Origin of the sequence: Klebsiella sp. CN_Kp100 (assembly GCF_040065315.1) — a bacterium.
GTDB classification, from domain to species: Bacteria; Pseudomonadota; Gammaproteobacteria; order Enterobacterales; family Enterobacteriaceae; genus Klebsiella; species Klebsiella oxytoca.
The window spans coordinates 44,053-57,184 of the sequence record NZ_JBEAIJ010000046.1; the positions used below are offsets into that span (position 1 = coordinate 44,053).

13 protein-coding genes are annotated in these 13,132 nt (G+C 56.3%); 8 read left to right on the forward strand and 5 right to left on the reverse strand.

Annotation, left to right across the window (positions count from 1 at the left end; genetic code table 11):
- Positions 1 to 93 precede the first annotated feature (93 nt).
- The gene (locus ABLV12_RS21145; protein WP_004099390.1) at positions 94 to 552 is read left to right on the forward strand and encodes a YaiI/YqxD family protein; all 459 of its coding nucleotides are present in this window, start codon (positions 94 to 96) and stop codon (positions 550 to 552) included.
- Here ABLV12_RS21145 and ABLV12_RS21150 read toward each other — a convergent pair.
- Positions 549 to 1,247 carry a DUF2076 domain-containing protein gene (locus ABLV12_RS21150; RefSeq protein WP_004099391.1) on the reverse strand — a complete coding sequence of 233 codons (699 nt, stop codon included), beginning with the start codon at positions 1,245 to 1,247 and terminating at the stop codon, positions 549 to 551. The two genes, ABLV12_RS21145 and ABLV12_RS21150, sit on opposite strands and share 4 nt — an antisense overlap.
- 334 nt (positions 1,248 to 1,581) lie before the next feature.
- Between ABLV12_RS21150 and aroL the strand changes: the two genes are divergently transcribed.
- The 4 genes from aroL (at position 1,582) to ppnP (ending at position 3,679) form a co-directional block, all read left to right on the forward strand.
- Positions 1,582 to 2,109, forward strand: a complete 528-nt coding sequence (gene aroL, locus ABLV12_RS21155) for a shikimate kinase AroL (protein ID WP_004099392.1) — start codon at positions 1,582 to 1,584, stop codon at positions 2,107 to 2,109.
- 71 nt (positions 2,110 to 2,180) lie between these two features.
- On the forward strand, positions 2,181 to 2,372 hold the full coding sequence (gene yaiA / locus ABLV12_RS21160; protein WP_004099393.1) for a protein YaiA: 192 nt from the start codon (positions 2,181 to 2,183) through the stop codon (positions 2,370 to 2,372).
- Positions 2,373 to 2,626: 254 nt separating this feature from the next.
- Positions 2,627 to 3,307 carry an AroM family protein gene (locus ABLV12_RS21165; RefSeq protein WP_187416190.1) on the forward strand — a complete coding sequence of 227 codons (681 nt, stop codon included), beginning with the start codon at positions 2,627 to 2,629 and terminating at the stop codon, positions 3,305 to 3,307.
- Positions 3,308 to 3,394: 87 nt separating this feature from the next.
- Positions 3,395 to 3,679 (forward strand): pyrimidine/purine nucleoside phosphorylase, encoded by a 285-nt coding sequence (gene ppnP, locus ABLV12_RS21170; protein WP_004099395.1) that lies wholly within the window; start codon positions 3,395 to 3,397, stop codon positions 3,677 to 3,679.
- Between the two features lie 42 nt (positions 3,680 to 3,721).
- Here the strand turns inward: ppnP and rdgC are convergent, their stop codons facing one another.
- Positions 3,722 to 4,633, reverse strand: coding sequence for a recombination-associated protein RdgC (gene rdgC, locus ABLV12_RS21175; protein ID WP_004099396.1), 912 nt, complete (start codon positions 4,631 to 4,633; stop codon positions 3,722 to 3,724).
- Positions 4,634 to 4,723: 90 nt separating this feature from the next.
- On the opposite strand from rdgC, the gene mak reads away from it, so the two are divergent.
- Positions 4,724 to 5,629 carry a fructokinase gene (gene mak / locus ABLV12_RS21180; RefSeq protein WP_348867306.1) on the forward strand — a complete coding sequence of 302 codons (906 nt, stop codon included), beginning with the start codon at positions 4,724 to 4,726 and terminating at the stop codon, positions 5,627 to 5,629.
- A gap of 48 nt (positions 5,630 to 5,677) precedes the next feature.
- On the opposite strand, the gene ABLV12_RS21185 is transcribed toward mak, so the two are convergent.
- The 3 genes from ABLV12_RS21185 to sbcD form a co-directional block, all read right to left on the reverse strand.
- Positions 5,678 to 6,040 carry a hypothetical protein gene (locus tag ABLV12_RS21185; protein WP_004110968.1) on the reverse strand — a complete coding sequence of 121 codons (363 nt, stop codon included), beginning with the start codon at positions 6,038 to 6,040 and terminating at the stop codon, positions 5,678 to 5,680.
- A 287-nt stretch (positions 6,041 to 6,327) separates the two neighbouring features.
- Positions 6,328 to 9,462, reverse strand: coding sequence for an exonuclease subunit SbcC (gene sbcC / locus ABLV12_RS21190; RefSeq protein ID WP_064399062.1), 3,135 nt, complete (start codon positions 9,460 to 9,462; stop codon positions 6,328 to 6,330).
- Positions 9,459 to 10,661, reverse strand: coding sequence for an exonuclease subunit SbcD (gene sbcD / locus ABLV12_RS21195; protein WP_017146527.1), 1,203 nt, complete (start codon positions 10,659 to 10,661; stop codon positions 9,459 to 9,461). Before sbcD ends, sbcC begins: the two co-directional genes overlap by 4 nt.
- A gap of 304 nt (positions 10,662 to 10,965) precedes the next feature.
- Here sbcD and phoB point away from each other — a divergent pair, with 304 nt between their 5' ends.
- Together phoB and phoR are read left to right on the forward strand one after the other, a co-directional pair.
- Positions 10,966 to 11,655 carry a phosphate response regulator transcription factor PhoB gene (gene phoB / locus ABLV12_RS21200; protein ID WP_004099401.1) on the forward strand — a complete coding sequence of 230 codons (690 nt, stop codon included), beginning with the start codon at positions 10,966 to 10,968 and terminating at the stop codon, positions 11,653 to 11,655.
- 21 nt (positions 11,656 to 11,676) lie between these two features.
- Positions 11,677 to 12,966 (forward strand): phosphate regulon sensor histidine kinase PhoR, encoded by a 1,290-nt coding sequence (gene phoR, locus ABLV12_RS21205; RefSeq protein ID WP_023329353.1) that lies wholly within the window; start codon positions 11,677 to 11,679, stop codon positions 12,964 to 12,966.
- Positions 12,967 to 13,132 lie beyond the last annotated feature (166 nt).

Consider the following 13,132-nt stretch of genomic DNA (forward strand, 5'->3'; position numbering starts at 1 on the left):
ATCGTTAGCGACATAGCTTATCATCTTGTTGCTTTCGCGGAAGGCCAAAGCAGGCGACAATACGTTATCTCTTTTTCATCGACAGGAGCCGCAATGGCTATTTGGGTTGATGCGGACGCGTGTCCGAACGTCATTAAAGATATTTTGTTCCGCGCCGCCGAGCGTACGCAAATCTCGCTGACGCTGGTCGCTAACCAGCCGCTGCGCGTCCCGCCGTCGCGCTTTATTCGCACGCTGCGCGTGGCGCAGGGTTTTGACGTGGCGGATAACGAAATCGTACGTTTATGTGAACCGGGGGATCTGGTGATTACCGCCGATATCCCGCTGGCGGCGGAAGTGCTGGCGAAGGGTGGGGCGGCGCTGAACCCGCGCGGCGAACGCTACAGTGAGGCGACGATACGCGAACGCCTCACGATGCGCGATTTTATGGAAACGATGCGGGCCAGCGGCGTGCAGACCGGCGGCCCGGATAGCTTATCCCAGCGCGATCGACAGCAGTTTGCCGCCGCGCTGGAGAAATGGCTGCTGGACGTCAAGCGCCAGCAGGGTTAAACCCAGCTGTCGTCGTCGCTGCCGAAATCATCGTTGCCAAAACCGGCGTCGAAGTCGGCATCATAGTCGTTGTTGTCGGCAAGGAACTGACTGTCATCCTGGCGGAAGGTATCGTCAGCGACGCTATTGTCCTGCGCCTGGCTGAGATCCGGCTGCGGTTTCTCTTCGATGATATTAACGATCTCCTGCGGATGCGAGCCGCTAAACATATTGGTGAGCATGTTTCCCAGCACCACCCCGCCCGCAACGCCCGCCGCCGTTTGCAGCGCACCGGCCATAAAACCGCCGCCGCTGCGGGCGCCCTGAGGCGCATAGCTCTGCTGTTGCGTCTGCGGAGCATACTGAGGCTGGACGCTGGCCTGAGGGCGACCATACTGCTCGGCCCCAGGAATGGGATCGGAACCGCGAGACTGACCGCCGCCAAACAGACCAGAGAGAAAGCCACCGCTGCTCGGCTTCGCGGCCTGCAGCTGGCTGACCTGACTTTCCAGCGCCTGGATCCGCTCGTTGAGCTGCTTGATTGCCGCTTCCTGAATCAGAATCGTTTGCGCCATATAGTAAGGGGCGAACGGTTGTTCTTTAATGTGCCCGGCAATCCGCTCCTCGGCGCTGGAATCGCGCGATGCGCTGCGGCTCTCGGCCTCTTTTAACCGGGAAAACAGTCCATCGATAAGGCGTTGCTCTTCAGATTGCATACTACATACCTCTGTCATACTGATTGATTAGCCTCAGATTCGCTCCGAAGCACGGATGTTGTAAATATGTGGCTGCGTAAAGCTGTGCAGAAATGTGTTACTGTTTACGCCAGACTGCGAACAAAAAATAACTTTTGTACAAAAGTAAAGCTGGCATAACACCACGTGCAATGATAAGTTTACATTTAAAGTCCTTTCTATTACTAAGGTGAAAGGGTTTGCAGATGGTGTGTAACGTTTATTTTACGGTTATCGTCGGGTAAGTTTGCGGTACCATTGTTTCTCTTTTCGCTTTCATTTATCCGCAAAACGCGGAACCAAGGGGTCTTCGGTAATGACACAGCTAATTTTTCTTGTCGGGCCTCGCGGCTGCGGTAAAACGACGATCGGTCATGCGCTGGCGGAAGCTCGCGGTTTCCAGTTCGCCGATACGGATCATGAGCTTCAGGAGCATGAACAACGCAGCGTGGCGACTATCGTTCAGCAGGAAGGCTGGGAACGCTTTCGCGCTCTGGAAACGCAGGCGCTGGAACGCGTCGCTCAACCCGCAACGATCATCGCTACCGGCGGCGGCATTATTCTCAGCGAATACAATCGTCAGTTTATGCGGGAAAATGGCGTCGTGATCTATCTTGAGGCCACGGTTTCTGCCCTGATTGGTCGTCTTGAAGCCTATCCGAAGGCGGAACAGCGCCCTACGCTGACCGGAAAGCCGATCCGCGATGAAGTGGGGGAGGTGCTGGCACAGAGGGAAGCGCTGTATCGGGCCGCCGCGCATCATATTATCAACGCGACCGTCCCGCCGGATGAAGTCGTTGAACAGATTATGACGACCGTCTGCGGTGAGACCTATACCAGTTAAGACTTTACCTGGGGTAAACGGATCGGCAGCGCCTATACTTTAAATCTCTTAAGGTAAAAAAAGGAAATGCTATGCCGACCAGACCTCCATATCCAAGGGAAGCGCGCGTTGTCGCCGTTGAGAAAGGCCCCGAGGGGCAAACGGTGACCTGGTACGAACTGCGCGCTGACCATCCGACGCCTGACTCGCTTATCAGTGAGCACCCTACAGAACAGGAAGCGCTGGACGCTAAACGGCGTTACGAAGATCCTGATAAGTCATAATTCCCCAATAAATGTCCGGGATTCGCTCTGAAAAAGTCGTAACCGGGCATATATCACATTTTTAATTAATTAACAGTACTAATGATTAACTAAGATACGGATTTTCAGGAGCGTTTTAAGCGCTTCTGGAATCTTTACATTCCATATTAGCCGTAACCTGCTACGCTTCACGACGGTTGATTTTGGTCACCAGGGGGCAGAAGTCGTAAATAGAAGCCTGTTTTGAAACAGCGGTTGTGACAAAGGTAAATGATATGAGTAGTGCATCGATGGCAATTTTGACCATTGGGGTGGTACCGGTGGCGGAGATGTTGCCGCTTTTAACTGAACATATCAGGGAAGAACAGATCAATCACATTAGCCTGTTAGGCAAAATGGCGCGCGAAGAGGTTATGCGCGATTACTGCGTGGGACCCGGCGATGAAGCGCTGTTAACCTTGCTCAATGATAATCAAATCGCGCAAGTCTCGCGGCAGAAAGTTGAACGTGATTTACATAGCGTCATTGCGATGCTCGATAAACAAAATTACGACCTTATTTTACTGATGAGTACCCATCCTTTTAGCGGATTTAAAGCAAATAATGCAATCCTGCTCGAGCCGCAAAGGATCATTCCGCCGCTGGTCGCGTCGATTGTTGACGGCCATCAGGTGGGAGTAATTGTTCCGGTGGAAGAGATGCTGCCGCTGCAGCGGGATAAATGGCAGGTGTTAACGCATACTCCTTTTTATGCTATCTGCAGTCCGGTTAACGGTAGTAAAGAACAGCTGCTGGCCGCGGGCAGGGAGTTAATTGAACAAGGCGCTGACGTATTAATGCTGGATTGTCTTTGTTACCACCAGCAGCATCGCGATATATTACAAAAAGCGCTGGATATTCCGGTTTTATTGTCAAATATACTGATTTCACGGCTGGCGGCAGAACTATTAGTTTAACCTGTTGTAACACGTTAATTTTACGTGACAGGGGCAAGGAGCGCCCCCTATATTGTGCCTTCAACACAAGATCATAAGGGCGAGTTTATGCTTCAAAGCAATGAATACTTTGACGGAAAAGTAAAATCCATTGGCTTCACCAGCAGCAGCACCGGTCGTGCGAGCGTGGGCGTTATGGCGGAAGGGGAATACACCTTCGGGACCGCGCAGCCGGAAGAGATGACCGTAGTCAGCGGCGCGCTGAACGTTCTTCTGCCGGGAGAAACCGAGTGGAAAGTCTATGCCGCCGGGGAAGTATTCAACGTTCCGGGGAATAGCGAGTTTAATCTGCAGGTGGCTGAGCCGACCTCTTATCTGTGCCGCTATCTGTAACGTTCGTTTCCTTCCTGCGCAGGCAGGAAGGAATTTACCCGATTAGCGCTGCGCTTCGCCGCCTAACCCTTCTACCAGATTCTGAATCAGCGCGGCCAGTTCGCCGGTCATCAGAATAAAGTCCGCGTCAAAGCGCTGAGCGAAATCTTCCCGGTCGATATCTTCATTCTGGTCCCGCAGCTCGTCGCAGAACTTCAGACGTTTAATCGAACCATCATCGCACATTAAGAACTGAATGCGCTGTTGCCAGTCGAGCGCCAGCTTGGTCACCACCTTACCAGCCTCAATGTGCACAGCGATCTCATCGCTGACCAGATCCTGTTTTTTCGCGCGGATCACGCCGCCATCTTCCAGCATCGCTTTCAGCTCGGCTTCATCCAGCAGCTGGAAACCCTGAGCCACGGTACCGGAACGCACCCACTCGGTCAGCGTGAGTTCGATCGGGGTTTCCAGCGCCAGCGGAACAACCGGCAGCGAGCCCAGGGTTTTACGCAGCAGCGCCAGCGTATCTTCCGCTTTTTTGGCGCTGGCGCAGTCCACCATGATCAACCCGTTGACGGTATCGATCCACATCATGGTCTGGCTGAAGCGGCTAAAGGCGCGCGGCAGCAGGGAATGAAGCACTTCATCCTTCAGCGAATCTTTTTCCGTTTTTTTCAGCTTACGGCCCTGTTCGGCTTCCAGCTTGAAGATCTTTGCTTCCAGCGCCTGTTTGATCACCGGAGACGGCAGGATCTTCTCTTCTTTACGTGCGCAGATAACTATCTGGCCATTTGCCGTATGGGTCAGCGCATCACTGTGTGAGCCCATCGGCGGAACCCAACCGGTTTTGGCCATATCCTGGCTGCCGCAAGGGGTAAATGTCAGCTCGGCCAGCTGTTTTTCCATCTCCTCGGCGCGCAGGGAAATGTCGCGGCTGAGACGATAAACCATTAAATTTTTGAACCACAGCATGATAATTTCCACGGCTTTGTCGTTAAATCCAGCGGGCATGATAGCGAATTGTCGCTATGCTTGCATTGTTAATCGGGAGAGGAATTCACAGTGCGCATTGGGATTGATTTAGGCGGGACCAAAACGGAAGTCATCGCGCTGAGCGACCAGGGAGAGCAGCTATTTCGCCACCGCCTGCCTACGCCAGGGGGGGATTATCGCCAGACGATAGAGACGATAGCCTCGCTGGTCGAGATGGCCGAGCAGGCTACCGGGCAGAGCGGCACGGTCGGCATCGGCATCCCCGGTTCGATTTCGCCTTATACCGGCGTAGTTAAAAATGCCAACTCAACGTGGCTCAACGGCCAGCCGTTTGATAAAGACCTTTGCCAGCGCCTGCAACGTGAAGTGCGTCTGGCCAACGATGCCAACTGCCTCGCGGTGTCGGAAGCGGTCGACGGCGCGGCGGCCGGGGTGCAAACGGTATTTGCAGTCATCATTGGCACCGGCTGCGGTTCAGGCGTGGCGCTTAACGGACGCGCCCATATTGGCGGCAACGGCACGGCGGGCGAGTGGGGACACAATCCGCTGCCGTGGATGGATGAGGATGAACTGCGCTATCGCGCTGAAGTACCGTGCTACTGCGGTAAACAGGGCTGTATCGAAACCTTTATTTCCGGCACCGGCTTTGCTATCGATTACAAGCGGTTAAGCGGCCACCAGCTAAAGGGCAGCGAGATTATGCAGCGCGTCAGCGAGCAGGATCCGGTGGCGGAACTGGCGCTGAGCCGCTACGAGATGCGGCTGGCGAAGTCGTTGGCTCACGTGGTCAACATTCTCGATCCGGACGTCATTGTGCTTGGCGGGGGAATGAGCAACGTTGATCGTCTCTATCAAACGGTGCCGAATCTGCTAAAACCATGGGTATTCGGCGGTGAATGCGAGACGCCGATTCGCCGGGCGGTGCACGGGGACTCCAGCGGCGTGCGCGGCGCGGCCTGGCTGTGGCCGCTGTAATCTTCAACCCGCTGCGCGGCCTGAACGGTGCAGCGGGTACCCTGCGGATTATCGGTCCGGGATCTCCTCCAGGCTGTAATAAATCGACAGCCCCATTTTTTTGCCTTCCTCAATATCCAGATCCGCGCCGCGAGATTCGCCCGGCAGGCGTAAAATAGCGTCACAGCGGCTAATTAAGCGGTGAGCGACGGGGTAGAGATATTCCTCGCTAATCGCATCGCCAATTTCCGTGGAGCCCGCGGCTTTGGCAATGGGGAGAGCCAGCCATTCGCCGACCACGGGGATATGTCCTTTCTGATAAACGCGTAGCGCAACCTGGGCCATATTGTTCAGGTTAGCGTCGATTAGTTCCGCGCGATTGTGAGTGCCGCTGCGTACCGGGCCGGCAATCAAAATTAGTAAATTTTTCATGGTTAAGACCTTCTTAATGGGCCAGAGGGGATGGGACGATGCTGCCGGAGGCCGCAGTTCGCCCGTCAGAAAAGTTATCGATGCACGTTTTTGCACGAAATGATGCGATGACGATAATGAACGCGTTTTCATGCATGAATTAGCCTGATTTTCATCATTAAAGCAATTTAATTGAACTTATCATGCGTGTTCGTGCGATATCAAGATGTATCGTGAATTTCTGACCCGGACAACGGAGCGACCTCTCCCGTGGGAGAGGTCTTGAAGGCAGGTGCGGAGGGAGAACATTACTCGACGGCGAAGGTTTTATCCAGGCGGCTATAGCCCAGCCCGTTGATCTTTTTAACTTTAATTTGCACCGGAATGCGCTCTTTCATCGCCTCGACGTGGCTGATGACGCCGATAACCTTGCCGCTGGCGTTGAGCGCGTCCAGCGCATCCAGCGCGGTATCGAGGGTTTCGCTATCCAGCGTGCCGAAGCCCTCATCAAGAAACAACGAGTCTATTCGCGTCTTATGGCTCACCAGGTCGGAGAGCGCCAGCGCCAGCGCGAGGCTTACGAGGAAACTCTCGCCGCCGGAGAGGGTCCGGGTGTCGCGCACCGCGTCCGCTTGCCAGGTGTCGACCACTTCAAGCTCCAGGGCATCGCTGGCTTTACGTTGCAGCAGATAGCGACCGTGCAGGCGATTAAGCTGATGGTTGGCCAGCCACACCAGATTATCCAGCGTCAGGCCCTGGGCAAATTTACGGAATTTATCGCCCTCCCTGGAGCCGATAAGCGAGTTCAGCCATCCCCAGTCTTCCACTTCCTGCGCGGTGCGCTCCATCTGCTGGCGTAAAGCGTGCTGACGCTGCTGGTTTTCTGCATTCTGTTTCAGCTGCTGGCGAATCTCTCCCTGACGGGCGCTGTTTTCCCGCAGCAGCGTCGTTAGCTGCTGAAGCTGTTCCTGCACCTGCTCAAGAGACTGACTGAAGTCCATTTCCGCCGGCGGCTGCCGGCTGTGGTTATCGAGCGCTTCGCGAGCCCGTAGCGCCAGCGCCTGATTCTGCTGTAGCCTGCTCTCCAGCGTCTGTTTCAGGTTTTCGAGACGCTGGCGCGTTTCCTCATCAAGCAGCGCGGCGAGAAATGCCTGCCGGTCCGCGAAGGGGCTGGCGGCCAGCGCTGCGCTGAACTGCGCTTCGCTCTCTTTCAACTGAACCTGCTGCTGGCTCTCCTGCTGCCCCAGAGTTTGCCACTGGCTCTGGAGCGCGAGGCAGTCATCGTGCACCTGACGCCAGCCGTCGAGCGGCGCGGGTTCTGCCGCTAAGTCCGTTTCCGGTAAGGCCTCCAGCAGCGGGGTCAGCTGCTGGAGCTGTTCCTGCAGGGCGAGCAGTTCATTCTGTTTGGCCTGCCAGCTGCGGGTCTCTTCTTCCCGCAGCGCCAGCCAGCTCGCGGTCTGCTCTGCAGCCGGTAGGCTCAGGCTAAAGGCGCTCAGTTCGGCCGCCAGCGCGGCGCTGCGCTGCTCTTGTTCCTGCTGTAGCTGCTGAAGCTGCTGCTGGCACTCCTGCTGCTGAGCCTGCCAGGCCAGACGCTGCTGATGCTGATAGAGCCGCTGTTCATGCTCCTGCTGCGCATTTATCCAGCCCGGAATATCATCCTTTGGCGTCAGGTCGATATTTAATCCGCCGATCGTCTCCTGCCAGCGTGATGTAAGCGCTTGCTCCTGCTGCAGAAGCGATGCTTTCTCAGCCGCCTCTTTTTGCTGGTGCTTAATCAGGGCGTCCAGCTCGCCGCGCACCAGGGCGCCAGCCTCCGCCAGCTGTTTAACTTCGCGCTCCAGCGCATCGCGCCGCGCCTGATTAACGCCGGGAACCAGCGCCTGATATTCGGCGACGGCCGGATGCTGCGCGGAACCGCAGAGCGGACATGGGGTACCGGGCTGCAGGCGAGCACGCTCGGCCTCAAGACCGGCAATGCGCGCTTCCATTTCGCACAGGGCTTTCACATCGCTCAGCTGCTGATTCTTCTCTTTATAAGCCTGACGGCGCTGAGCCAGCATCGCTTCCAGTTTTTCCTGCTCCTGCCTGGTGGCCTGCCCGGCGGCGTTGAGCTGCATCAGGCGCTGGCCCAGAGGCTGAAGTTGACTATGTAGCGCTGAGAGCTGCTGGCGCAGAGCGCGAGCCGCGGCGTGCTGCGCCAGCCCGGCGCTGACCTGTTCGGCATCCAGCGTCAGCCCGGCGGGCGGCAGGTCTGCCAGTCTGCGACGGGTTTCCGCCAGACGTTGCTGCAGGGCGGCTTGCTGCTGGGTATCGCGAGTCTGCTGCTGGAAAGCCGCCCGCCAGCCCGCCAGCGCATTGCCCCACCGCTGAAAACGGTCATGCTCTTTTAGCCATGCGGAGAGCGTTTGCTGGTGGCTCTGCAGGCGTTCAGACTGCTGGCGGGCGGCGAGGCGAATCCCCGCTCGCCGTCGCAGCCTTTCATGTAAGCGAGTATTTACTTCTTCTCTCAGGCGACGGGTTTGCGCCAGCGCGGTGGTTTGTTCCTGCTGACGCGTCCACTGTGGACGTAAGTGCTCTGCAGGCTGGGCATTCAGCAGCACGGTCAGCTGCGGCTGCGCCTGCTCCAGCGCAGATTGGGCTTCGCGTAGCGCGCTCTGCGCCTGCAGATCTTCTGCTGTCAGCTCTGCGCGGCGTACCAGCCACTGACGGGCATTTTGCAGACGGCTTTGTTCGCTAACCTTCTGTTTTTCTTCATCAGTAAGCGCTTGCAAACTTTGCTGTAGCGCCTGCTGCTGGTCGTCGCTTAGCAGCAGGACGCCGGAAGCCTGAGCCTGGATTTTCTCCAGCTCGACGCGGGCCTGCTTATGCTTTTCAAAGACCTGCGCGGAAATCTGGCCGTAAATTTCGGTACCGGTCAGCTCTTCCAGCAGCTCGGCGCGCTCTTTCGGTTTAGCATTCAGGAAGGCGGCGAACTGCCCCTGCGATAGCAGCATCGAGCGGGTGAAGCGGCCATAGTCCAGGCCGGTGAGCGAGGCGGTCATTTCCAGCTTGTCTTTGATCTTATCGGCGAGGATTTTGCCATCCTCGCAGCGCGCCAGCTCGACGCGCGGCACCTGCAGGTTGCCGTCCGGCTGGTTTCGCGCCCGGTTCTGACTCCAGAAGGCGCGATAGGCGATGCCTTTGACTTCGAACTCCACTTCCGCCAGACATTCGGCGGTGTCGCGAGTCATCAGATCGTTTTGTGATTGCGACACGCTGCTCAGGCGCGGGGTTTCGTGATAGAGCGCGAGGCAGATAGCATCCAGCAGCGTGGTTTTTCCGGCGCCGGTCGGCCCGGTAATCGCGAACAGACCGTTGCTGGCGAACGGCTCAGCGGTGAAATCAATTTTCCATTCACCTTTCAGTGAATTGAGGTTTTTCAGGCGTAAGCTGAGTATTTTCACAGGCGATCCTCACCGTTCAGGCTATGCAGCGTTTCATTAAAAAGCTGTTCCAGGCGCTGCTGCTGCGCGGCTTCCAGCGTTTCCAGCGCCAGACGGCGGGCGAAGACATCCTCCACCTGCAGTTCGCTGAGGGTCTCTCGCTGAGCGCCGGCCAGAATGCGGTTGCGCTGGGCGCGACTGCGGCGCACCAGCAGGACTTCCACCGGCAGCGTTTCGGTCTGCGCCTGAATTTTACGCTGGATATCATGCATATATTCGTCGCTGGTGATTTCGATATCCAGCCACACTGCGGGCTGCAGGGCGCTATCCTGCCATTGGTTTAGCTGCTCGCTAATGCTGGCGAAATCGCCCTTTAGCACCGCCAGCGGCTGGGTGACGGGAACGATAAGCGGCGTGACATCCGCCAGACGCCCGTGGGTAAAAGTGACCAGATTGACGCTTTTATTTTTCCCTGTTTCATCAAAGCTCAGCGGGATGGGGGAGCCGCTGTAGCGGATATGCTCGCAGCCGCCCACCACCTGCGCACGGTGAATATGGCCGAGCGCAATATAGTCGGCAGGCGGAAAACGGCTCGCCGGAAAGGCGTCCAGCGTACCGATATAGATTTCGCGCACCGCGTCGCTTTTGCTGGCGCCGACGGTGGTTAAATGGCCGCTGGCGATAATCGGTAGCGCCCGGTCGCCGCGCAGTTCGCAGGCCTGCTGGTACTGCTGCTGGTAATAGTCGCTGATGGCGCTCAGGAGCTGCTGCTGCTTTTCGCCGCTGGAGTGCCCGGCCTGGCTGGTTACCAGTTCACGCGGGCGCAGGAACGGCACCGGGCAAAAAATCGCCCCCGGCGAACCGTCGCGCAGCGGCAGAATAAAGGGGGCGTGGCCGGCATTGGCCACGACCGTGGTTTTAAGGAACGCAAGAATGTCTCGCGACTCGTTGAGGGTGGCGACCGAATCATGGTTGCCCGCCAGCACCACCAGCCGACAGCCGGTTTGCTGCAGCTGAACGACAAACCGGTTATACAGCTCGCGCGCGTAGCTCGGCGGGGAGCCGGTATCAAAAATATCGCCCGCGACAATAATGGCATCGACGTCATGTTCCTGCGCGCTGGCCAGCAGCCAGTCGAGAAACGCCTGATGTTCGGCGGCGCGACTTTTGCTGTAAAAATTTTGCCCAAGATGCCAGTCAGAGGTATGAAGGATGCGCATAGTTGTTCCATAGCGTAAAAGCGAAAGCGGCATTATATACCCGTCATCCTTCAAGTTGCTTATGCGTTGGCTACCCGCGCCCACCCAGTCGCATCGTTATCTCTTTTTTGGGACTTACGCCCTTGCTGCCTTTAAGCAAGCCGAATTATTACGGGGATAAGACTGCTCTCAGGCGCGATAAGTCCGTGTCACAATTCGAAATCCGCGTTCATCCGGCGGTCATTTTTTTCATAAATCTGTCATAAATCTGACGCATAATGGCCGCGCACTTCTATACTGATGGCTAAAAAATACAGGGTAAATAATGGCGAGAAGAATTCTGGTCGTTGAAGATGAAGCTCCAATCCGCGAGATGGTTTGCTTTGTTCTGGAGCAAAACGGCTTTCAGCCCGTCGAGGCGGAAGATTTTGACAGCGCGGTTAATCAGCTCAATGAACCCTGGCCGGATTTGATCCTCCTCGACTGGATGCTGCCGGGTGGGTCGGGTCTGCAGTTTATTAAACAGCTCAAGCGTGAAGCGATGACCCGCGATATTCCCGTGGTGATGCTCACCGCCCGCGGCGAAGAGGAAGATCGCGTCCGCGGTCTGGAGACCGGTGCCGATGACTACATCACTAAGCCGTTTTCCCCGAAAGAGCTGGTGGCGCGAATTAAAGCCGTGATGCGGCGCATTTCGCCGATGGCGGTGGAAGAGGTGATTGAAATGCAGGGGCTGAGCCTCGACCCCTCTTCGCATCGGGTCATGACCGGTGAAAATCCGCTGGATATGGGGCCGACGGAGTTTAAACTATTACACTTCTTTATGACCCACCCGGAACGGGTTTATAGCCGCGAACAGCTGCTGAATCACGTCTGGGGAACCAACGTTTATGTCGAAGACAGAACGGTAGACGTGCATATTCGCCGTCTGCGCAAAGCGCTGGAACATAGCGGCCATGACCGGATGGTACAAACGGTTCGCGGTACGGGATATCGTTTCTCCGCCCGATTCTGAATGTTGACAGGAGTGTGAACCGTGCTGGAACGGCTGTCATGGAAAAGGCTGGCGCTTGAGCTTTTCTTGTGTTGTATCCCGGCCCTGATCCTTGGGGCGTTTTTAGGTCATCTGCCGTGGTTTTTATTGGCGGCAGTGACCGGTCTTCTTATCTGGCATTTCTGGAATCTGATGCGCCTGTCATGGTGGCTGTGGGTTGACCGCAGCATGACGCCTCCGCCGGGTAGTGGCAGCTGGGAGCCGCTGCTGTACGGACTGCATCAAATGCAGATGCGTAATAAAAAGCGTCGCCGTGAGCTGGGCAACCTGATTAAGCGCTTTCGCAGCGGGGCGGAGTCTCTGCCGGATGCGGTAGTGCTGACCACCGAAGAAGGCGCGATGTTCTGGTGTAACGGCCTGGCGCAGCAGATCCTGAATCTGCGCTGGCCTGACGATAACGGGCAGAACATCCTTAACCTCTTGCGCTATCCTGAATTTGCCAATTACCTGAAATACAGGGATTTTTCTAAACCGCTCAACCTGGTATTGAATAACGGTCGCCATCTGGAGATTCGCGTGATGCCCTACAGCGATAAACAGCTGCTGATGGTTGCGCGCGATGTTACGCAGATGCACCAGCTGGAAGGGGCGCGGAGAAACTTTTTCGCTAACGTCAGCCATGAGCTGCGTACGCCGCTGACGGTGCTGCAGGGGTATCTGGAGATGATGCAGGAGCAGGTGCTGGAAGGGGGGACGCGCGAAAAAGCGTTGCACACCATGCGCGAGCAAACTCAGCGAATGGAAGGCCTGGTGAAACAATTGCTGACGCTGTCGCGAATCGAAGCCGCGCCCGTCCTGGCGATGAACGATAAAATCGATGTGCCGATGATGCTGCGGGTCGTTGAGCGCGAAGCGCAAACGCTAAGCCAGCAGAAGCATGCGCTGCATTTTTCGGTTGATGAATCGCTGAAAGTGCTGGGTAATGAAGAACAGTTGCGCAGCGCGATTTCCAACCTGGTGTATAACGCGATCAATCATACGCCGCCGGGAACGGATATTACCGTAAGCTGGCAGCGAGCGCCGCACGGGGCAATGTTCAGCGTCGAAGATAACGGGCCGGGCATCGCGCCGGAACATATTCCGCGCCTGACCGAGCGTTTCTATCGGGTGGATAAAGCGCGCTCGAGACAGACCGGCGGCAGCGGTCTGGGGCTGGCGATTGTCAAACATGCGGTCAGCCATCACGATAGCCGCCTCGAAATTGAGAGTACGCTGGGTAAAGGCACCCGCTTTAGCTTCCTGCTACCGGAACGTTTAATTGCCAAAAATTGAACGCCTGCATGTGGGTGTCAGCATAACTTGCCAATGACCAGCTTCGGCTGGTCATTTTCGTTTGCAGTAAAATCGAAGTTGAGTAATTAACGAACGTTAGCTGCTTTTTTGTTCGCATGATAAGCCAGATGTTTTCCATCCATCAGGTAAATAATTCTACGTATTA